Origin of the sequence: Gordonia soli NBRC 108243 (assembly GCF_000334455.1) — a bacterium.
Classification (GTDB): Bacteria; Actinomycetota; Actinomycetes; order Mycobacteriales; family Mycobacteriaceae; genus Gordonia; species Gordonia soli.
On the sequence record NZ_BANX01000020.1, the window covers coordinates 90966 to 111219 of the forward strand.

The 20254-nt window shown below is 67.6% G+C and carries 18 protein-coding genes; 4 read left to right on the plus strand and 14 right to left on the minus strand.

The features are described 5' to 3' along the window. The gene (coaD, locus tag GS4_RS14230) at positions 1-489 is read right to left on the minus strand and encodes a pantetheine-phosphate adenylyltransferase (RefSeq protein ID WP_007621695.1); all 489 of its coding nucleotides are present in this window, start codon (positions 487-489) and stop codon (positions 1-3) included. Positions 490-498: 9 nt separating this feature from the next. Next, the gene (gene rsmD, locus GS4_RS14235) at positions 499-1065 is read right to left on the minus strand and encodes a 16S rRNA (guanine(966)-N(2))-methyltransferase RsmD (RefSeq protein ID WP_007621697.1); all 567 of its coding nucleotides are present in this window, start codon (positions 1063-1065) and stop codon (positions 499-501) included. 175 nt (positions 1066-1240) lie between these two features. On the opposite strand from rsmD, the gene ectA reads away from it, so the two are divergent. The 4 genes from ectA (at position 1241) to GS4_RS14255 (ending at position 4618) form a co-directional block, all read left to right on the plus strand. Further along, complete coding sequence (ectA, locus tag GS4_RS14240) at positions 1241-1771, plus strand: diaminobutyrate acetyltransferase (RefSeq protein ID WP_007621699.1); 531 nt, start codon at positions 1241-1243, stop codon at positions 1769-1771. 175 nt (positions 1772-1946) lie between these two features. Continuing rightward, positions 1947-3218, plus strand: coding sequence for a diaminobutyrate--2-oxoglutarate transaminase (gene ectB / locus GS4_RS14245; protein WP_007621700.1), 1272 nt, complete (start codon positions 1947-1949; stop codon positions 3216-3218). Then, entirely contained in the window at positions 3215-3667 is a 453-nt protein-coding gene (locus GS4_RS14250) for an ectoine synthase (RefSeq protein WP_007621701.1), read from the plus strand. Before ectB ends, GS4_RS14250 begins: the two co-directional genes overlap by 4 nt. A gap of 39 nt (positions 3668-3706) precedes the next feature. Beyond that, complete coding sequence (locus tag GS4_RS14255) at positions 3707-4618, plus strand: Sir2 family NAD-dependent protein deacetylase (protein WP_007621702.1); 912 nt, start codon at positions 3707-3709, stop codon at positions 4616-4618. On the opposite strand, the gene GS4_RS14260 is transcribed toward GS4_RS14255, so the two are convergent. From GS4_RS14260 to GS4_RS14320, 12 genes are all read right to left on the minus strand, one after another. Further along, on the minus strand, positions 4596-5171 hold the full coding sequence (locus GS4_RS14260; protein ID WP_040510557.1) for a class I SAM-dependent methyltransferase: 576 nt from the start codon (positions 5169-5171) through the stop codon (positions 4596-4598). The genes GS4_RS14255 and GS4_RS14260 overlap by 23 nt on opposite strands. 590 nt (positions 5172-5761) lie before the next feature. Next, entirely contained in the window at positions 5762-6877 is a 1116-nt protein-coding gene (proB, locus tag GS4_RS14270; RefSeq protein WP_007621711.1) for a glutamate 5-kinase, read from the minus strand. Beyond that, the gene (gene obgE, locus GS4_RS14275) at positions 6874-8340 is read right to left on the minus strand and encodes a GTPase ObgE (RefSeq protein WP_007621712.1); all 1467 of its coding nucleotides are present in this window, start codon (positions 8338-8340) and stop codon (positions 6874-6876) included. Before obgE ends, proB begins: the two co-directional genes overlap by 4 nt. 185 nt (positions 8341-8525) lie before the next feature. Beyond that, a complete protein-coding gene (rpmA, locus tag GS4_RS14280; RefSeq protein WP_007621714.1) occupies positions 8526-8789 on the minus strand; it encodes a 50S ribosomal protein L27 in 264 nt (87 codons plus the stop codon). A 36-nt stretch (positions 8790-8825) separates the two neighbouring features. Further along, positions 8826-9137 (minus strand): 50S ribosomal protein L21, encoded by a 312-nt coding sequence (gene rplU / locus GS4_RS14285; RefSeq protein WP_007621716.1) that lies wholly within the window; start codon positions 9135-9137, stop codon positions 8826-8828. A 315-nt stretch (positions 9138-9452) separates the two neighbouring features. Beyond that, positions 9453-13229 (minus strand): translation initiation factor IF-2 N-terminal domain-containing protein, encoded by a 3777-nt coding sequence (locus GS4_RS14290; protein ID WP_007621718.1) that lies wholly within the window; start codon positions 13227-13229, stop codon positions 9453-9455. A 448-nt stretch (positions 13230-13677) separates the two neighbouring features. Further along, positions 13678-14094, minus strand: coding sequence for a nucleoside-diphosphate kinase (ndk, locus tag GS4_RS14295; RefSeq protein WP_040510597.1), 417 nt, complete (start codon positions 14092-14094; stop codon positions 13678-13680). A gap of 42 nt (positions 14095-14136) precedes the next feature. Further along, on the minus strand, positions 14137-14589 hold the full coding sequence (locus tag GS4_RS14300; protein WP_007621721.1) for a hypothetical protein: 453 nt from the start codon (positions 14587-14589) through the stop codon (positions 14137-14139). A 229-nt stretch (positions 14590-14818) separates the two neighbouring features. Further along, entirely contained in the window at positions 14819-15220 is a 402-nt protein-coding gene (locus tag GS4_RS14305; protein ID WP_007621724.1) for a DUF4233 domain-containing protein, read from the minus strand. Beyond that, positions 15217-16599: a bifunctional tetrahydrofolate synthase/dihydrofolate synthase gene (gene folC, locus GS4_RS14310; RefSeq protein ID WP_169331483.1), complete on the minus strand. Its 1383-nt coding sequence runs from the start codon at positions 16597-16599 to the stop codon at positions 15217-15219. Before folC ends, GS4_RS14305 begins: the two co-directional genes overlap by 4 nt. Positions 16600-16910: 311 nt before the next feature. Then, complete coding sequence (locus GS4_RS14315) at positions 16911-19556, minus strand: valine--tRNA ligase (protein ID WP_007621731.1); 2646 nt, start codon at positions 19554-19556, stop codon at positions 16911-16913. A 44-nt stretch (positions 19557-19600) separates the two neighbouring features. Then, a complete protein-coding gene (locus GS4_RS14320; RefSeq protein WP_007621733.1) occupies positions 19601-20209 on the minus strand; it encodes a molybdenum cofactor guanylyltransferase in 609 nt (202 codons plus the stop codon). Positions 20210-20254: the final 45 nt, after the last annotated feature.

Below are 20254 nucleotides of genomic sequence, written 5' to 3' on the forward strand. Positions count from 1 at the left end.
TCAGATCGAGCGCTCGCCGGCCAGTCGGGCGAGAACCGCGGAGTGGATCACCGGGGACAGGAAGGGTGACACCTCACCGTCCAACTTCGCCACCTCTTTCACCAGCGAGCTCGAGACGTGCGCGAACCGCGGGTCGGTCAGCAGGAACACCGTCTCGACGTCGGCGAGTTCTCGGTTCATCTGCGCCATCGGCACCTCATAGTCGAAGTCCACAGCCGACCGGAGGCCTTTGACCACCGTGTCGATCGACTCCTGGCGCAGATAGTCGACGAGCAGACCGGTCCACCGGTCGACACGGACGTTCGACAGATCGGCGCAGTCCTCCCGGATGAGGTCGATGCGCTCATCGACGGAGAAGAGGCCCCGCTTGTTGGGGTTGACCACCACGGTGATCACCAGTTCGTCGAAACGCGCAGCCGCGCGCTCGACCACATAGCGGTGACCGAGGGTGAACGGATCGAAGGAGCCGGGGCACACAGCAGAGGTCATGGCATGAAACTACTGGGCAACCCCGGAAGCGCGGCCGAGCACGGTGACCCTGGTGTCGCCGTAGACCTTCTCCACCAGCACCGCCAGGTCGCCCGGCACCGCGACTGCAGGCGTCCGTGCACTTCGTTCCACCACGACGATCCCGTCGGCACCCAACCACCGACCGGCGACCACCTCGAGCTCAGCGGCCAGGACCTGCCCGTCGAGGTCGTACGGCGGGTCGACGAACACGACGTCGAAGATCTGGGCATCGCCGGCGAGATGGTCGGCGACGCGACGGGTGACGACCGATCCGACGTCCTGCGCACCCACGGTCGCCAGGTTCTTGGCGATCACCGCCGTGGCCCGACGACGCGCGTCCACCAGCGCCGCCGATGCCGCACCACGCGACAACGCCTCGATCCCCAACGCACCGGAACCCGCATAGAGATCCAGAACCCGCGCTCCGTCGAGATCGATCCGCGACTCCAGGATGTTGAACACGGCCTCGCGCACGCGATCGGATGTGGGCCGGGTGCCGTCGTCGGGGACGGCCAGCCGGCGGCCCCCGTGACGGCCGGCGATGATCCTTGTCATGGCGTCGATTCTGCGCCATCGCGGCCCAACAAGATGCACCAGACCTCGAGTCGGTGCAATACTTTGTGATCCACTTCACAAACAGTGCCTGATCAGGGGCAAGGCAGGTGTTTCGGGGACCTATTTCTGCTGGTACATGACATCGCCGACACGCGTTGTTAACTTCGAATGCGTCATGAGCCCGTCAAAAACAAGCACGGCCCAATCCACAACAACTCTCGCAATCGACTACCGGCAGCCGACCGTCGACGACGGCACCCGGCTGTGGGAAATCGCTTCTGACTCACAGGTTCTCGATGTCAACTCGAGCTACTCATATGTGCTCTGGTGCCACGACTTCGCGAACACCTCGATCGTCGCCGAAGTAGACGGTCGGGCAGTCGGATTCGTCACCGGATACCGTCGCCAGACGGACCCGTCCACCATCATGGTGTGGCAGGTCGCCGTCGATGACGCGTATCGCGGTCACGGGATCGCAGCGACGATGCTGCACCGTCTGCTCGATCGCACCCAGCGTCTCGGAGTGGTCGCGATGCACACCACCATCAGTCCGGACAACGTTGCGTCGCAACGACTCTTCGGCTCTGTCGCCTCCGCTCGCGGACTTCGTTTCGAGCGACGCGACCTGTTCGCCGTCGGAGATTTCCCGGACGCTCACGAGCCCGAGGACCTGTACATGCTCGAGCCCGAGCTCCAGGAGCCCTGAGCCCGAATCGCAGGCCGACGCGTGCAACACGCGCCATCGTCGCGGATCTAGAGGGTCTATCCCCCGTTGACGAATGATGCCTCACGGCAGCCCGTTTCGCTCTTGTCGAACTCTCTCGCGAGTCCGCGCAGCGATTTCCCCATGTCAGACATTCTCGAAAGATGAAGGAAGCACCATGCAACTTCTCGATCAGACCGTCGACGACTCTGTCTTCACCACTCACGAGTCCGAGGTCCGTAGCTACTGCCGCAGCTGGCCCACCGTCTTCACGCGTGCCCGCGGCTCGTACATCACCGACCAGAGCGGCCGCGAGTACCTCGACTTCTTCGCCGGTGCCGGGTCACTGAACTACGGCCACAACAACCCGGTGCTGAAGTCGGCACTCCTCGAGTACATCGAGAACGACGGCATCACCCATGGCCTCGACATGGCGACAGTTGCCAAGGGCAAGTTCCTGGAGGCCTTCCACGGCAAGATCCTGTCGCCGCGCGGACTGGACTACAAGGTCCAGTTCCCCGGCCCGACCGGAACCAACGCCGTCGAGTCCGCCCTCAAGCTGGCCCGAAAGGTCACCGGCCGCGAGTCGATCATCAGCTTCACCAACGCGTTCCACGGCATGACCCTGGGATCGCTGTCGGTGACCGGCAACTCGATGAAGCGTGCGGGCGCGGGCATCCCGCTGGTCCACGCGACCCCGATGCCGTTCGACAACTACATGGGCGGCGTGGTCGAGGACTTCAGCTGGTTCGAGCGTGTGCTCGACGACTCCGGTTCGGGACTGAACCGCCCCGCCGCCGTCATCGTCGAGACCGTCCAGGGTGAGGGTGGCGTGAACGTCGCCCGCGCCGAGTGGCTGCGGGCGCTCGAGGAGCTGTGCCGTCGTCGGGACATCCTGCTGATCGTCGACGACGTGCAGATGGGTTGTGGCCGAACGGGCAAGTTCTTCTCCTTCGAGGAGGCGGGCATCAAGCCGGACATCGTCACGCTGTCCAAATCGATCAGCGGGTACGGCCTGCCGTTCGCCCTGATGCTGATGCGGCCGGAACTCGACGTCTGGTCGCCGGGAGAGCACAACGGCACCTTCCGAGGCAACAACCCCGCCTTCGTGACCGCGACCAAGACGATCGAGCACTACTGGTCGGATGACGCGCTGGAGAAGGACACCTACGCCAAGGGCGACCGCATCGCGAAGGTCTTCGGAGACATCTCCGATCGCTTCGACGGCGTCTCCCACCGTGGCCGCGGCATGGTGCAGGGCCTCGTCTTCGAGGACTCCACCGCTGCCGGAAAGGTCTGCGCGGAGGCGTTCGAGGCGGGGCTGCTCGCCGAGACCTCGGGACCGTCGGATGAGGTCGTGAAGCTCCTGCCGCCGCTGACCATCAGCACCGACGACCTGGATCGCGGGCTGACCATTCTGACCGAGTCGACCGAGAAGGTGATCGGATGATCGTACGTACCACTGACGAGATCTCGGGGACCGAGCGCGAGGTCAAGGATCCAAAGGGCAACTGGGTCTCCAAGCGCATCGTCCTCGGCGGTGACGGAGTCGGTTTCTCCTACCACGAGACCGTCATCGACGCCGGTTCGGTCAACGAGTTCCACTACGCCAACCACATCGAAGCGGTGTGGCTGATCGAGGGCACGGGAACCCTCACCGATCGTGAGACCGGTGAGAAGTACCCCCTCGCCCCGGGCACGATGTATCTGCTGAACGGGCATGAGCGTCACACAGTCGAGGCCGACACCCAGCTGCGGATGTTCTGCGTGTTCAACCCCCCAGTCGTGGGCACCGAGGTTCATGACGAGAACGGTGTCTACCCGTTGGTGGCAGTTCCGCACCCGACCGGCAAGCACAGCAGCGAGAGCGGTGCCGACCCGGTCGACGCGACAAACTGACGCCGACATCCGGCTCGGCCGGGGCCTAACCTGGAGGGGATGCATACGCGACCTCAACAGGCTTGGGCCCCGGCCGAACCAACTCCCATCGACGATGACCTCGCCGAGCAGTTCACCCGCATGCGGGCGCTGCTCGGCGAGCGTCGTCTGGTGGCCCTGACCGGCGCGGGTATCTCGACCGATTCCGGAATCCCGGACTACCGCAGCCCCGGCGCCCCGGTCCGTACGCCGATGACCCTGGAGATGTTCCTCTCCTCCCCGGACTTCCGCCGGCACTACTGGGCGCGCAACCACCTCGGCTGGCGCCACATGGACGCCGCACGGCCCAACGACGCACATCGTGCGCTCACCGCACTGCAGCGCGAGGGACGTCTGCTGTCGGTCATCACCCAGAACGTGGACATGCTCCACACCAAGGCCGGAACCCGTCGGGTCAACGAGCTGCACGGCTGCTATGGGCGGGTGCGATGCCTGTCGTGCGACTGGCGGATCTCCCGACATCGCCTGGCCGAACTCCTGGACGACCTGAATCCGGGATTCGCCGAGCGCGTGCGCGGCGCCGGAGCCATCGAGGTCGCACCCGACGCCGACGCGATCTTGTCCGACACGGCCGACTTCCGGATGATCGACTGCCCGGATTGCGGCGGGATCGTCAAACCCGACATCGTGTACTTCGGCGAGTCGGTCCCGAGACATCGTGTGGCAGAGGCGTACTCGATGGTCGAGGAGGCCGAGGCACTACTGGTGGTCGGTTCGTCGCTGAGCGTGATGTCCGGGCTCCGGTTCGTCCGGCACGCGCACCGCATCGGCACGCCGGTCGTCATCGTCAACCGCGGCATTACCCGCGGCGACGACCGTGCGACGTTGAAGGTGGATCACCTGGCCGGGGTCGTACTGCCGATGCTGGCCGATTCGATCGGCAAGGGCGTCAGCTCGGCACTCGCGCACTGAACCGGAGCGCTCCCGGGGTCGTGTCGACCGAGACGTCGGTGAACCCGGCCTCGCTCAGACGGTCCGGCAGCGTGGCAGGCGGCATGGGGTTGTAGGTGTCCCCGATGTGCATCGCCGCGAACGGGAGCGTCGGCGAACCGTCGCCGCCGACGAAGACACCACCCGGTTCGAGCACGCGGAACGCCTCGGCGAACAGCGCATCCTGCAGCGCCGGGGTCGGCACGTGATGAAGCATCGCCATCGACACGACCGAGGAGAACCCGCGCGATGCCAGGCCGGTGTCGGTGCCGTCCCCCTCGATGACCCGGACACCGCCCGTGGAGGCGAAGCGTTTGCGCAGATGGTCGGCGTAGTCGGGATCGATCTCGACGGCGGTGACAGAACCTGCCCGCTCGTTGAGGTAATCGGTGTTGGCCCCGAATCCCGGACCGATCTCCACCGTCGAACGGCCCAGGTCTGCGTCGCCGAGCGCCCATGGGAGGAGCACCCGACGACTGAAGACCGACCACCCGGCCGAGCGGCAGCACCACTTGTGGAGCAGGTTCATCGACATGGACTTAGGGTAACCTAACCAGTCGGTGCTGTGCACCGTGCCACCTTGTCGGGGGACATTCTGGTGGTGCCCCGTCTCCGTCGACCGTGCGCTCGAAAACGTCGACCGTGCGCGCGAAAACGTCAATCGTGCGCCTCATTCCGTCCACCGTGCAGGCTCCTCCGTTGACCGTGCGCCCGAATTCGTCCATCGTGCGCGCGGCCGCACCGTCGACGCACTCCAGCGCACGATCGACGCATGCGAGTGCACGATCGACGTTCCCGAGCGCACGGTCGACGAGGTGTGGCGCGACCGGGTAATGTTGTCGGGCAATCAGATTCATGCACAGCGTTCAGTCACCCATCAACGGCCCACCACGACCGCACACCAACAACCGCCACCACCCCGACCGCGCACTCACACGCGCCCGACCACCTGACCCGGAGTGAACCGACATTCCCGAGCGAAAGCGAGAGAACGCGTCGACCGTGCGCGGCAGAACGTCGACCGTGCATACGCTGCCGGCAATTCGCCGATCAGGGGTCGTTGTGGACGCACGATGAACGATTTCCAGCGCACGGTCAACGCTGGCGCGGCGGGAGTTCGCCGCTTCAGACGGTGACGAGATCGTCGGCGTGGATCACCGGGCGCCGGAGGTCGGCCGGCAGGTCGGAGGTCGACCGCCCGACCATCGAGCGGACGTCGTCGGCCTCGTAGGCCACGACGCCGCGCGCATGGACCCGACCGTCGGCATCGACCACCTCGACCACGTCGCCGTCGAAGAACCGACCGTCGACACCGATCACGCCGGCGGCCAGCAACGAGCGTCGGCGACGGGCCACCGCGTCGACGGCACCGGCGTCGAGCACGATGCGCCCTCGCGCATCGGCCGCGTGACGCACCCAGAATCGTCGCGCGGAGAGCCGCTCGGATCTGGCCGCGAAGACGGTGCCGACCGCGGCCGCGGTGAGTGCCTGCGCCGCGTCAGAGGCTGCGGCCAGCAGGACCGGTACGCCGGCATCCGCCGACAGTCGGGCGGCGGCGAGCTTGGAGGCCATCCCCCCGGTGCCCAGCGCTCCCCCCGAGCCGGCGATCACGCCGTCGAGGTCCTCCGGCCCCGCGACCTCCGGGATGAGTCGGGCCGGACGTCCATCGGGGCCCGGGCGGCGCGGATCGCCGTCGTAGAGTCCGTCGACGTCCGACAACAACACGAGTGCGTCCGCCCCGGCGAGGTGGGCGACGAGCGCCGCGAGTCGGTCGTTGTCACCGAACCGGATCTCGGTGGTCGCCACCGTGTCGTTCTCGTTGACCACTGCCACCGCACCGAGCGATCGCAGACGGTCGAGTGTCCGTTGCGCATTGGCGTGATGCGCACGATTCGAGATGTCGTCGGCCGTGAGCAGCACCTGCCCGACGGTCCGTCCGTACCGCGCGAACGACGTGCCCCAGGCGTGCGCCAACGCCAGCTGCCCGACACTCGCCGCGGCCTGCTTGGTCGCCAGATCCACCGGACGCTTCTTCAGCCCGAGCGGCGCGATGCCCGCACCGATCGCACCGGATGACACCACGATGACATCCGTCCCGGCACGCATCCGAGCCTCGAGGGCATCGGCCAGTCGATCGAGACGGCCGGTGTCGAGGCCGTCGGCCAGGTCGGTCAGAGCCGACGACCCGATCTTGACGACGATGCTGCGTGCGCCCGCGATTCGCTCGCGGACATCGCTCACGACTGATCCTCGTCGAATTCGTCCTCGTGGAGACCTCGACGCAGGCGACGTGCTTCCTTCCGTTCGGCCGCGCCGATGCGATCGGAGCGATCGAGCCGGATGTCGGTGCCACGACCGGTCACCGGGACCTCGTCGCCCATCGGAGTGGTCGGCTCCCAGTCGAAGGTCACGGCGCCGATGGTCACGGGCGCACCTGGCTCGGCCCCCTGTCGCACCAACTCGTCCTCGACGCCGAGTCGGTTGAGTCGGTCGGCCAGGTAGCCGACGGCCTCGTCGTTGTCGAACTGGGTCTGCGCGATCCAGCGCTCCGGACGCGTGCCGCGGACGATGAAGCCGCCGGGTGATGCCGGGTCGGCGATCACGGTGAAGCCCGCGTCGTCCACGGCCTTCGGTCGGATCACCGGTCGACGCGCCTGCGGCTTGGGGTGCTGCTCGCGATAGTCACGCACCATCCGCGCCAGCGCGAAGGTGAGCTCACGAAGTCCTTCGTGGCTGACCGCAGAGATGCGGTGCACGGGCCAACCACGCTCTGCCACTTCGGCTTCCACGAGGTCGGCGAGGTCCGCGGCATCGGGGACGTCGATCTTGTTCAGGATGACCACGCGCGGCCGCTCGGCCAGGTCGCCCAGACCGTGGTCGGCGGTCAGCGCCGGCTGGTACGCCGCCAGTTCTGCCTCGAGCGCATCGATGTCGGAGATGGGGTCGCGTCCGGGTTCCAGTGTCGCGCAGTCGACGACGTGCGCGAGAACGGCGCAACGCTCGAGGTGGCGGAGGAACTCCAGTCCGAGACCGCGACCGGTGGAGGCGCCGGGAATGAGCCCGGGGACGTCGGCGATGGTGAACACCTCGCCCTCGGTCTGCACGACACCGAGATTGGGGACGAGGGTGGTGAACGGATAGTCGGCGATCTTGGGCTTGGCCGCCGAGAGCACCGACACGAGAGACGATTTGCCCGCCGACGGGAAGCCGACCAACCCGACGTCGGCGACCGATTTCAGTTCCAGGACCAGGTCCCGGGCCTGGCCTTCTTCGCCGAGCAGAGCGAACCCGGGAGCCTTGCGCGCCTTGGATGCCAGTGCCGCGTTGCCGAGCCCGCCACGGCCGCCCTGGGCCGCCTCGAAGGTCGTGCCGTCACCGACCAGGTCGGCGAGGATGCGACCGTCGGCGTCGAGGACCACCGTGCCGTCGGGAACCTTCAGCACCAGGTCCTCGCCGGTGGCGCCGTCGCGGTTGCCGCCCTGTCCGGGGCGCCCGTTGCCGGCCTTGGCGTGCGGACGGAAGTGGAAGTCGAGCAGCGTGTGCACCTGGGGGTCGACGACGAGGCGCACGCCACCGCCGTTACCGCCGTCACCACCGTCGGGTCCGCCAAGCGGTTTGAACTTCTCACGATGAACGGAGCTGCAACCGTGCCCGCCGTTGCCGGCCGCGACATGGATGGTCACGCGATCGACGAAGCGGGACATGGGAACTCCTCAGAGCGGGCCGGGCCGGATCAGCCGACCGTCGGCGGTGCAGTTGTTCTGTGTGCGAGTGGCGTGCGCGGAGACCTCGACATCACGCCACGTGGGGGAAAACGAACAGGGCGGGCCGGGTACGTGATGACCCTGGCCCGCCCTGTGTCGAGAGCTGTTGTCGGCGTCCGCTCGGGTCAGACCTGAGCGGTTTCCGGCACGATGTTGACGGTCTTGCGACCACGCTTGCTGCCGAACTCGACGGCACCGGCAGCGAGGGCGAACAGGGTGTCGTCGCCACCACGGCCGACGTTGACGCCCGGGTGGAAGTGGGTGCCGCGCTGACGGACGAGGATCTCGCCCGCGCTGACCTGCTGACCGCCGAAACGCTTCACACCCAGTCGCTGGGCATTGGAATCACGACCGTTGCGCGAACTGGACGCGCCCTTCTTGTGTGCCATCTCTGGAGTCCTCCTGTGACGTCTCGGGCCCGAGGCCTACTTGATACCGGTGACCTTGAGGACCGTCAGCTTCTGACGATGACCCTGGCGCTTGTGGTAGCCGGTCTTGTTCTTGAACTTGTGGATGCGGATCTTCGGGCCCTTGACGTGCTCGACGACCTCACCGGTCACCGACACCTTGGCCAGCTTGTCGGCGTCGGTGGTGAGCTTCGCGCCGTCGACCACCAGCGCCACCGGCAGGCTGACGGTGGTGCCGGGAGCGCCGTCGATCTTCTCGACCTTCACCAAGTCGCCCTCAGCGACCTTGTACTGCTTACCGCCGGTCTTGACGATCGCGTACGTTGCCATCGAAGCTGTCCTCTTACTCGTCTGTCGGGCTCGCGACGCGGGCGAACCGCACCGAAGCGTGTTGGTGGTGTCTGGCGTGTGCCGTCAGGCGTCCCGATACCGAGCCGGGCTGCCTCCGTGTCGCACCAGAGGGCCTGCCTGCGGGGCTCGACATGTGATCTCCGGACCCCGTCGGGCGGGATCGAGCATGTCGGACCCTTCGCGGAAGGCGACCTGTCAAGGTTACGGGACCGCCGTCTGTCCGGTCAAACCGGCGGACTCCCCCGCGACCTGCGGCAAGACCGATCGGAGCGACCCGGACCGTGCGGCCCGAGATCACTCGTCGACGGGCGGCCCCGCCGGACGTCCGGCGGCTCGGCGTCGAGGTCGCCGACGTACGGCCACCGCAGGTTCGGATGCCGGTGCCCCGATCGGACCCGACGTGGTCACCGGCGCCGAGTCGTCCGCCGACGTCGCGTCCGCGGTGACGATGACCGGGTCCGGCGCAGCCGTCGGCGCGGCGGCCCGACGGACGACCCGGCGGCGACGTCGTGCGCCGATCGCAGCGCCCGCCTCGTCGGCGGCAGCCGCGGTCGATGCCCCGTCCGTGACGGAGGAGGTGGCGGCCTCCGCATCGCTCGAGTCGTCCGCTGCCTGGTCGACAGCGGTCGCGTCAGAACCCGACTCGTCGGCGACACCCGCGTCGGCATCGCTCTCGGCGGTATCGCTCTCGCCGATGTCGCGCTCGTCGAGCTGCTCGTCGGTGGATCCGGCGGCTGCGTCGACTGCGGTCACGGCATCGTCATCGGGTGACGATTCCGAGTCGTCCGGCGTCGACTCCGCATCCGCACCGGCGGCCTGTTCCGTTGCGGTACCCGATGCAGCCTCGTCGGTCGCGGTCCGGGATTCCGGTGCACCTGCGCGCCGACGGCGCCGACGGCCCGCACTCCGGCGACCCGATGTCTCGACCTCAGACGAGTCGATGGTGCCGGCGGCGTTCTGCGCACTGTCGGCAGCAGACACGTCCTCGGTGGTCGTGGTGTCGGCGGCAGATGTCGCAGCGCCGTCACCCGATGCCGTGGACGCCTCGTCGGAGGCCCCCGCCGCAGCGTCGGCATCGTCGTCGTGCGTGTGTGCGGCCATCGCTCGGAACATCGGGTGCTCGGCCGGGTTGTGCGCTGCCGGCTTCGACTCGGGCGCGGTCTCACCCTTGCGGCGCCCACGTCGCGAACGCTTGGAGCCCGCCCCATCCGACTTGCCGGAGTCGTCCGAGCGGACCTCGACCGGACTCGAGTGGACGATGATCCCGCGTCCACCACACGTGGTGCACGTCGTCGAGAACGCCTCCAGCAGTCCGGTTCCCAGCCGCTTGCGGGTCATCTGCACCAGCCCCAGCGAGGTCACCTCGGACACCTGGTGGCGGGTGCGGTCACGGGCCAGCGCCTCGGTCAGGCGACGCAGCACCAGATCGCGGTTGGACTCGAGGACCATGTCGATGAAGTCGACGATGATCATGCCGCCGATGTCGCGCAGACGTGTCTGCCGGACGATCTCCTCGGCTGCCTCGAGGTTGTTGCGCGTGACGGTCTCCTCGAGGTTGCCGCCCGAACCGGTGAACTTGCCGGTGTTGACGTCGACGACCGTCATCGCCTCGGTGTGCTCGATGATGAGCGTGCCGCCGGAAGGCAACCAGACCTTGCGGTCGAGCGCCTTGGTGAGCTGCTCGTCGACGCGGTGCACGACGAACGAGTCCGGCGCATCCGCGTGGGCCTTCTGGAACTGCTCGACACGCTCCATCAGATCGGGTGCCACCGAGCTGACATAGCCCTCGACGAGCCGCCAGGCCTTCGGCCCCTCGACCACCAGCTTCTTGAAGTCCTCGTTGAAGAGGTCGCGGACCACACGGACCAACAGGTCGGGCTCTTCGTAGAGCGCTTGCGGCGCCGACGACCCCTTCTTGGTCTTCTGCACCGCTTCGTCGATGGTCTTCCATTGCGACTCGAGACGCGCGATGTCGGCGCCGAGCTCCTCGGCGCTGACGCCCTCGGATGCAGTGCGGATGATGACGCCTGCGCCCTCGGGGACGAGCTTGCCCAGGATCTGCTTGAGGCGCTTGCGCTCCACATCGGGCAACTTGCGGCTGATGCCGGTCGAGGAGCCACCCGGCACGTAGACCAGGTAACGGCCGGCCAGCGAGATCTGGGTCGTCAGACGGGCGCCCTTGTGCCCGACCGGATCCTTGCTGACCTGGACCAAGACGTTGTCGCCCGGCTTCAGGGCCTGCTCGATCTTGCGCGATCCGCCGTCGAGACCGGCTGCGTCCCAGTTGACCTCGCCGGCGTAGAGCACACCGTTGCGCCCGCGACCGATGTCGACGAAGGCGGCCTCCATACCGGGAAGTACGTTCTGCACGCGTCCGAGATAGATGTTGCCGACCATCGATGACGACGTGGCCGTGGTGACGAAGTGCTCGACCAGCACGCCGTCCTCGAGTACCGCGACCTGGGTGTAGTCCTCGACGACCTTGTGCTCGTGGTTGCCGTCGTCGTCGGTGATCACGGTGTTGGCGGAGCGTTCGCGCACCACCATCACGCGGTCGACGGCCTCCCGGCGGGCCAGGAACTCCGACTCGCTCAGGATCGGCGGTCGACGACGACCGGCGTCGCGGCCGTCACGACGTCGCTGACGCTTCGCCTCCAGACGGGTGGACCCCGAGATGCCCTGCACCTCGTCGCGCGCACGCTTGCTCCGCGGTTCACGCTCGTGGACGACCGTGTTCGGCGGATCGTCGGGTGAGGAGTCCTCGGAATCGCCGCCGCCCTTACGACGACGCCGCCGTCGACGACGCTTGGACGTCGAACCGTCCTCACCGGAATCGTCGGAGTCTGCGGACTCGTCACCGGTATCGCCATCGGTGTCGTCGTCGCCGTCCTGATCGGCGTTCTGCTTGGCCTTCTTGCCCTTCTTGCCCGAGGGACGTCCGGAGCGGCCGCCACGACTCGTGTCGGATCCCTTGTCCTCGGACTCGGCGTCCTTCTGCGTGCCGGAGCCGGAGTCCTGAGTGCCGGAGTCCTGAGTGCCCGAGTCCTGAGTGCCGAAGTTCTCGGTGTTCGGGTCGTTCGCGCCGGAGCCCTTGTCCTGACCTGCGTCCGTCGTGGCCCGCCCGGCATCGGACGACTCGTCGCCGCTGTCGGTGTCGTCGCCGTTCTGATCGCCGCGGCCACGGCCCCGGCCGCGGCGTCCCCGACGACGTCGGCGCGACGATCCGCGACCCGAATCGTCGTTGTCGTTGTCGTTGTCACCGGCGGCGCTGCCCGAGTCGGTGTCGGAGCGCTCATCGGCCACGTCGGCCGACTGGTCGTCGGATTCCCGTGCCGACGAGCCTGCCGACTTTGCGGCAGGGGCCGCGAACGGATCGACCGGAGTCGGCTGCAGGAACAGCGGGCCGGAGGCAACCGAGTCCGAGCCACCGACCACCGGTTGGTCATATTGCGAGGAGGCGGCCGAGAACAGGCTCGGGGTCTCGGTCCGGCGCTGCGCGCTCTCCTCCGATGCTGCCGTCTCTGGTGCTGCCGTCTCGGCAGCGGCAGGCTTGTCGCCGTCCTCGGTCGGCGCGGCACTCTCGGGGACGCCGCCCGCGGCGGGCGCGGACGGTTGTGTGTCACCGTCAGCGAGGTCGGACGCCGCGGACTCCGCAGCCGGTTCCGGCGCGGGGGCCGCTGACTCCACCTGGGCCGGCGCGGGCACCGCCGGGTCGTCGACTTCGGGTTCGGCAACGGTCGGCTCGTCGGCCGGTTCCGGCTGCGCTCCGACCGCGGTCTCCGCAGTCGCGGTCGCTCCGACGGCGCTGTCGGCGGCGACAGGATCGGCGACGACGGTCTCGTCGACCTCGACGTGTGCGCGCACACGATCGGCCACGGCCTGCGCGACCTCACGGTCGATACTCGACTGTGGGCTGCGTGTCTCCTGGCCCAACTCGGCCAGGTGCGCCAGAACCTGTCGGCTCGTCAGGCCCAGTGTTCGGGCCAGGGCGTGCACACGAAGTCTGCTGGGAAATTCATCCGCCGGGGTGGACGCATCGTTCGCGTCAGCCGGCGACCCGTTCTCGGTCACTCAGTCTCCTCGGACCCCCGGGCGCGTCGTCGGACGACGCGGCCACGCGGGGGCGTTTCTGTATGTGCCGGTCACGCGGACCGGTGTTGTGTGGTCTTCACGCCTTCGTCGCGAGTCGGTGTTGCCGCGTCGCGAATCGGCGTCTTGCGGTGATGCCCGATCCCACACCGCCGTCGCACGCCATCCGGGTACAGGCTCGTGGCCTGCGGTCTCGTCGTCCGGAGACGATTCGACACCGGATGGGGAGGCGGGTATCGGTACCGGCAACACGGTGTTGTGCACGCGGGTCACTGGTGCTGATGCTGGGCCGTCATCGGTGTCACCGGCGGCAAAGCGTGTCGCCGACAACTTTCCAAGTATCCCACACAGGGGGAGACGTCCCGCACACTATGAAGGTTTGACCCGCGTAGGCCCTGGTCAGGGCCTACGCGGGCATGTCAGAAGGTGGTCAGGCGCGCAGGTCGGGGAACCAGAGGGCGATCTCACGCTCCGCCGATTCCGGTGAGTCCGAACCGTGCACCAGATTGTTCTGGGTGCTCAGCGCGAAGTCCCCACGGATCGTTCCCGGGACGGCCTTCTCGACCGGGTCGGTACCACCGGCGATCTGGCGGAACGCCGCCACGGCGCGGGGTCCCTCGAGCACAGCCGCGACGAGCGGGCCCGACGTGATGAACTCCAGCAGCGAGGGATAGAAGGGCTTGCCCTCGTGTTCGGCGTAGTGACCGCGGGCGACCTCCTCGGTCGCCTGCTTCAGTTCGAGTGCGACAAGCGTGAGCCCCTTGCTCTCGACACGGCTGATGATGTCACCGACCAGGGCACGGGCGACGCCGTCGGGCTTGATGAGTACGAGTGTCCGTTCAGTCACGAGCACACTGTATCGACTCGACGGCAGTCCCCCGGGGTCCGATCAGGAGCAGAAGCGGCCTTCGACCGGGAAGAAGCCGTAATTGAACAGGTTGCCCGACCGCGATCGCGGGTCGACGACCACCTGTAGGCAGCCCCCCGGGGATGCGAGCGCCCCCTGGAGTGCGAGGTCGAACTGCTTGGCGAGGGCCAGGTTCGCGGGACGGTACTGGGCGGGCACCGGGAGGGAGGCGATTCCCTCGGCCGCCCGTTGCGACGCTGCGCGCTGGGTGACCGCATGTGTCGCCTGGAAGCTGATCTCGCTACCGCTGACCGGTACCGGTGCCCCGGCTTCCGGGACCTCGACGACGGCAGCGGGAGCCGGTTGCGGCGCCTTCTGAGGAGGCACCGCGGTGGCGACTCCGGCCGCGACACATGAACCGGCCGCGGTCACGACGATCGCGGTTCCCATCCGGCGTGTCAGGGCGGAGATGCTGGTCGGAGTCGAGATACGCACGGACAGAGATCCTCACTTCATCGGATGTGGTCGCCGGACGGCACGGACTCCCACGGAAGAAGCCACCGCCCCCCGACGAACGGGCCCCCGACATTCTGACAAGCCGATGCGCCGGTCGGTGGGAATTGGCGGTAACGGTCCCACAACACCTCTTGTGACGACCGAATCGAGGGTCGACGTTGTCGAATTGAACCCGGAATCGGCGAACGCCCCGATCAGATGCGTCGCCTCACTCCTCGATCGGTTCCTGACCTGCCAGCATGCCCCGTTCGATGCGCTTCTCGACATCTCGCTTCACATACACGATGTAGATCCACACGCAGCCGAAGATCACTCCGATGACAGCGATCGACCAGTGGAAGAAGCCGCCGAGGATCACCAGGACCTGGAGGCCCAGATCGATCTGCAATGCCTGCGGACGCTTCTGCACCCCGCAGGCGAGTATCAGCGCGATGAAGAGCAGTCCGAGGTAGCCGCCCGACATCCAGGTCACCCCGCCGGCGATCTTTGCCACGATCGGAAAGGCGAGGCCGACGACGATGGCTTCCAGGATGAGGATTCCCGACATCACGCCGCGGAGTCCCTTCCACGGGTCCGTGGCCGGCTCGGTGAATCGTCGGGGCTCGGTCATGAGGGCTCCTTGCCGAACAGGGTCCGACCGGCGCCCGCGGTGACCACCGATCCGGTGATCACCACGCCGGCACCGGCGACAGGCTCACCGTCGGACTCCTCGGCCAACGCGATGGCCTCGGTGACGGCGTCGGGCAGGAACGGCGTGACGAGCACCCGGTCCTCGCCGAAGATGGTGCGCGCGATCTCGGCCAGTCGTTCTGAATCGATGGCGCGCGGAGATCCGTTGTCGGTGATCACGACGTGGTCCAGCACAGGCTCCAACGCCTCCAGGAATCCGTCGGCATCCTTGTCGCCGAGCATCGCGATGACGCCGACGAGCCGTCGGAAGTCGAATTCCTCCGACAGCGCCTGCGCCAGAGCCGCTGCGCCGTGCGGATTGTGGGCTGCGTCGACGAACACGGTCGGCGCACTGCGTACCCGCTCCAGCCGACCGGGACTGGACACCGCCGCGAATCCCGCACGGACCGCGTCGATCTCGAGCTGCCGTCCGGGACCGGAGCCGAAGAACGCCTCCACGGCCGCCAACGCCAGGGAGGCGTTCGCGGCCTGATGCGCGCCGTGCAGTGGCAAGAAGATCTCGTCGTACGTGCCGCCCAACCCCTGCAGGGTCAGCAACTGTCCGCCGACGGCGGTGACGGATTCGATGACCGCGAACTCCGAGTTCTGCCGCGCGACAACGGCCCCGGACTCGACGGTCTGGCGCAGCAGGACGTCCATCGCCTCCGGTTCCTGCATGCCGATGACCGTGACCGGATCGACCGGTGAGAGATCGTCGGGCTCGGCCTTCTTGATGATCCCCGCCTTCTCCCCCGCGATCGCGGTGAGCGTGTCGCCCAGATAGTCGGCGTGGTCCATCGCGATCGGTGTGATCACCGTGACCCCGGCGTCGATGACGTTGGTCGCATCCCAGCGACCGCCCATGCCGGTCTCCACCACCGCGACGTCGACGGGCGCCTCCGCGAACACCGCATAGGCCATGGCCGTCAGCACCTCGAACTTGCTCATCCGCGGTCCACCCGCAGCGGTCGACGAATCGTCGACCATGGTGATGAACGGCTCGAGTTCACGGTAGGTGTCGACGTACGTGCGCGGACTGATCGGTACACCGTCGACCGAGATGCGTTCGGTGACCGTCTGCAGGTGGGGGCTGGTGATCCGACCGGTCCGCCGATGCAGGCTGGTCAGCAGCGCGTCGATGATGCGCGCCACCGACGTCTTGCCGTTGGTCCCGGCGATGTGTATCGCCGGATAGCTGCGCTGTGGGGACCCCAGCAGATCCATGAGTGCTGCGATCCGGGTGAGTGACGGCTCAATCCGGGTCTCCGGCCACCGGGTGTCCAGTTCGGCCTCGACCTCGACGAGTTCGGCCAGCGCCATCCGGGCGTCGGTCGCATCGCCGGTGATGTGCCCGGGTCCCGGCTCCTCGGCGTCGAGATCATCCTCGTCGAGTGCATCGGCCGGGATCTGGGCGTCGTCGGCACCGAATGCGAGCGCCCCGAGATCCACCGGTTCCGAGGCCGCCTGTTCGTCGGCCAGGTGCGCGAGGTCGATCTCGTCCAGCTCGACCGCACCGGGATCGGTGTCGTCCGCGCCACGCCGCCGCGCCGCCGACCGTCCCTCGTCCACGAACTCGGGATGTACGGCGTCCGGATCCTCGAACTGGTCAGGCTCGTACTCGTCCTCTCGACTCACGATCCTCCCAGCGCGGCGAGCTTGGCGCCCAGCCGTTCGACCTCTTCGGCGGCCAGTTCCCGGCGCGCGCGGATCTTGGCGACGACCTGGTCAGGAGCCTTGGACAGGAACTGGTCGTTGCCCAGCTTCGCCGACGTCTGCGCCAGTTCCTTCTCGGCCGCCGCGAGATCTTTGCCGACGCGTTTGCGCTCGGCTTCGACGTCGACGGTGCCCGAGGTGTCGATCCGCACGGTCACCGTCGCCGACGACAGACGGACGTCGATGGTCGCGGTCACGGTGAAGTCGTCGCCCGTCGGATCGAGGCGCGCGAGGGCGTCCAGATGGGGGCGCGACTCGGTGAGCCCGGCGGCGTCGAGGCCGTCGAGATCGGCAGCGACGCGCTGCCCCGGCCGCAGTCCCTGGTCGCTGCGGAATCGCCGGATCTCGGTGATGAGGCGTTGTAGATCGTCGACATGCCGTGCGGCGTCGGCGTCACGCTCGGCGCCCGACACCGTCGGCCACGGTGCGACCACCACCGACTCCTCGTGGGTGAGAGTCGTCCACAACACCTCGGTGACGAACGGGATGACCGGGGACAACGTGCGCAACAGGCCGTCGAGAACGGTTCCCAGGACCAGCGCAGTACTCTCCGACCGCACCGGATCATCTTCGGCGAACTGGACTTTCGCGAGTTCGAGATACCAGTCGCAGACCTCGTCCCACGCGAAGTGGTATAGCGACTCGCACGCCTTGGAGAACTCGTAGGCCTCGAAGCCTGCATCGGCCTCGGCGAGCACCTCGTCGAGTCGGTCGAGGATCCAGCGGTCCACCACGGTGAGGGAGGCACGGTCGGGCAGCTCGCCGACTCGTGCGCCGTTGAGCAGGGCGAACTTGGTCGCGTTGTAGAGCTTGGTCGCGAAGTTCCGCGACGACTGCGCATGGTCTTCGCCGACCGAGATGTCGCTGCCCGGGTTGGCTCCGCGGGCGAGGGTGAACCGCAGCGCGTCGGCGCCGAACCGCTCGACCCAGTCCAACGGATCGATCCCGTTGCCCTTCGACTTCGACATCTTGCGGCCGTGTTCGTCGCGCACCAGTCCGTGCAGGAAGAGATTGGTGAAGGGCACGGCGTTGCCGGGACCGAGATCCTTGCCGACGTAGGTGCCGAACATCATCATCCGCGCGACCCAGAAGAACAGGATGTCGTAGCCGGTCACCAGGACCGATGTGGGATAGAACTTCTCGAGGTCCTCGGTGCGCTCGGGCCAGCCGAGCGTGGAGAAGGGCCACAGACCCGAGGAGAACCAGGTGTCGAGGACGTCGGTCTCCTGGACGTACCCCTCGGGGGCGGTCTCGTCCGGTCCCGGGCACACGACCTCGCCGTCGGGGCCGTACCAGATCGGGATGCGATGGCCCCACCACAGCTGTCGCGAAATGCACCAGTCATGCATGTCGTCGACCCACGCGAACCAGCGCGACTCCATCGACTTCGGATGGATCACGGTGTCGCCGTTGCGGACCGCGTCACCCGCGCTGCGGGCGAGCGTGCTGACATCGATCCACCACTGCATCGACAGGCGCGGCTCGATCGGCTCACCGGTGCGCTCGGAGTGGCCGACGCTGTGCAGATACGGCCGGACCTCCTTGACGATGCGTCCCTGCTCGGCGAGCGCCTCGCGGACCTTGACGCGGGCCTCGAACCGGTCCATCCCGTCGAACTGCGTTCCGGTGTCGGCGATCCGGGCCTCGGCGTCCATGATCGTCGGCATCGGCAGCTCGTGGCGCTGCCCGATCGCGAAGTCGTTGGGATCGTGCGCGGGCGTGATCTTGACCGCGCCGCTGCCGAACTCGGGGTCGACGTAGTCGTCGGCGACGATCGGGATCCGCCGGTCCACGAACGGGTGCTCCAGCTCGGTGCCGATCAGGTGGCGGTATCGGTCGTCGTCGGGATGCACCGCGATCGCCGTGTCGCCCAACATCGTCTCGAGTCGGGTGGTGGCGACCACGATGTGCGGTTCGGCGTCGTCGAGAGAGCCGTAGCGGAAGCTGATGAGCTCGCCTTCGACGTCGGCGTAGGTCACCTCGATGTCGCTGATCGCCGTCTTCAGCACCGGCGACCAGTTGACCAGACGCTCGGCCTGGTAGATCAGGCCGTCGTCGAACATCTGCTTGAACACGGTGTGGACGGCACGGGAGAGCCCCTCGTCCATGGTGAACCGCTCGCGGCTCCAGTCGACGCTGTCTCCGAGCCGACGCATCTGACCACCGATCGTGCCGCTGATCTCGGCCTTCTCGGCCCACACCCGCTCGATGAACTTCTCGCGGCCGATGTCGTCGCGTGTGACGCCCTCGGCCGCGAGCTTGCGCTCGACCATGGTCTGCATCGCGATGGCCGCGTGGTCCATGCCGGGGAGCCACAGCACCTCGTGACCCTGCATACGACGTCGGCGACTCAGTGCATCCATCAGGACGTGTTCGTAGGCATGGCCCATGTGCAGCGAACCGTTGACGTTCGGCGGCGGGATCACGATGGAGAACGGCGGCTTCTCGCTGGACGCGTCAGCCGTGAAATAGCCCGCATCGACCCAGCCCTGATAGATCTCGGCCTCGTGCTCGGCCGGATCCCAGGACTTGGGGAGCTCGGTCGTCTGATCGGGGTTGGTCACCCCTCGATCTTAGGTAACCGCTATGCAACCGGCGAAAACGGTGGTCAGACCCGCAGGCGATGCACGTCCTCCGGCGCGTTGACGTTGGTCAGCCAGTCGAGGTCGCTGACGGTCACCCGATGGGTGCACACGGTCTCCAACGCGCCCAGCAGGCGCCGCTCGCCCGCCGCCACCAGCTCGTGGAGTCTGGGGGCGACCGCGGTCCGATACACACCGGCCAGCGGGTGATCCCGGGACGCATCGTGCGCGATCACCACGTCGGTGGACGGCGTGACCCCGTGAACGAGTTCGTCGATCAGCTCGGTGCCGATCAACGGCATGTCGGTGGCGCATACGAAGGCCAGTTCGGCACCGGCCGCGCCGGCCGCAGACAGGCCTGCCGCCAAGGCACCCAGCGGTCCCGTGTCGGGGACCTCGTCGGTGACCCACCGGGCGGCGGGGCCGCCGGAGCCGTAGAGCAGCCGATAGGCCGGCGACGACTCCGCGGCGACCACGAACACCTGCTCGCACCGCTCCCCGACCACCGACACGATCCGGCCGAGCATCGGTTGACCGTCCCAGTCGAGTGCTGCCTTGTCGCTTCCCATGCGGACCGACTGACCACCGGCCATCACGATCCCGGCGAGTGCTGATTCGTTGCTCTGTTCCGACATGGCACCAGTCTGTGCGACACGGCCCCGGGTTGGGAGCAAGATGGA

What these genes read in the sequence shown, in the direction of transcription:
- folC (WP_169331483.1), bottom strand. Translation starts at nt 16,599, where the DNA reads ATGGCGCTGGCCGAACTCGTCGAGGTCGAGGCCGAACTGGACACCCGG.
- rpmA (WP_007621714.1), bottom strand. Translation starts at nt 8,789, where the DNA reads ATGGCACACAAGAAGGGCGCGTCCAGTTCGCGCAACGGTCGTGATTCC.
- rsmD (WP_007621697.1), bottom strand. Translation starts at nt 1,065, where the DNA reads ATGACAAGGATCATCGCCGGCCGTCACGGGGGCCGCCGGCTGGCCGTC.
- ectA (WP_007621699.1), top strand. Translation starts at nt 1,241, where the DNA reads ATGAGCCCGTCAAAAACAAGCACGGCCCAATCCACAACAACTCTCGCA.
- obgE (WP_007621712.1), bottom strand. Translation starts at nt 8,340, where the DNA reads ATGTCCCGCTTCGTCGATCGCGTGACCATCCATGTCGCGGCCGGCAAC.
- coaD (WP_007621695.1), bottom strand. Translation starts at nt 489, where the DNA reads ATGACCTCTGCTGTGTGCCCCGGCTCCTTCGATCCGTTCACCCTCGGT.
- GS4_RS14320 (WP_007621733.1), bottom strand. Translation starts at nt 20,209, where the DNA reads ATGTCGGAACAGAGCAACGAATCAGCACTCGCCGGGATCGTGATGGCC.
- GS4_RS14255 (WP_007621702.1), top strand. Translation starts at nt 3,707, where the DNA reads ATGCATACGCGACCTCAACAGGCTTGGGCCCCGGCCGAACCAACTCCC.
- GS4_RS14305 (WP_007621724.1), bottom strand. Translation starts at nt 15,220, where the DNA reads ATGACCGAGCCCCGACGATTCACCGAGCCGGCCACGGACCCGTGGAAG.
- GS4_RS14260 (WP_040510557.1), bottom strand. Translation starts at nt 5,171, where the DNA reads ATGTCGATGAACCTGCTCCACAAGTGGTGCTGCCGCTCGGCCGGGTGG.
- GS4_RS14250 (WP_007621701.1), top strand. Translation starts at nt 3,215, where the DNA reads ATGATCGTACGTACCACTGACGAGATCTCGGGGACCGAGCGCGAGGTC.
- rplU (WP_007621716.1), bottom strand. Translation starts at nt 9,137, where the DNA reads ATGGCAACGTACGCGATCGTCAAGACCGGCGGTAAGCAGTACAAGGTC.
- ectB (WP_007621700.1), top strand. Translation starts at nt 1,947, where the DNA reads ATGCAACTTCTCGATCAGACCGTCGACGACTCTGTCTTCACCACTCAC.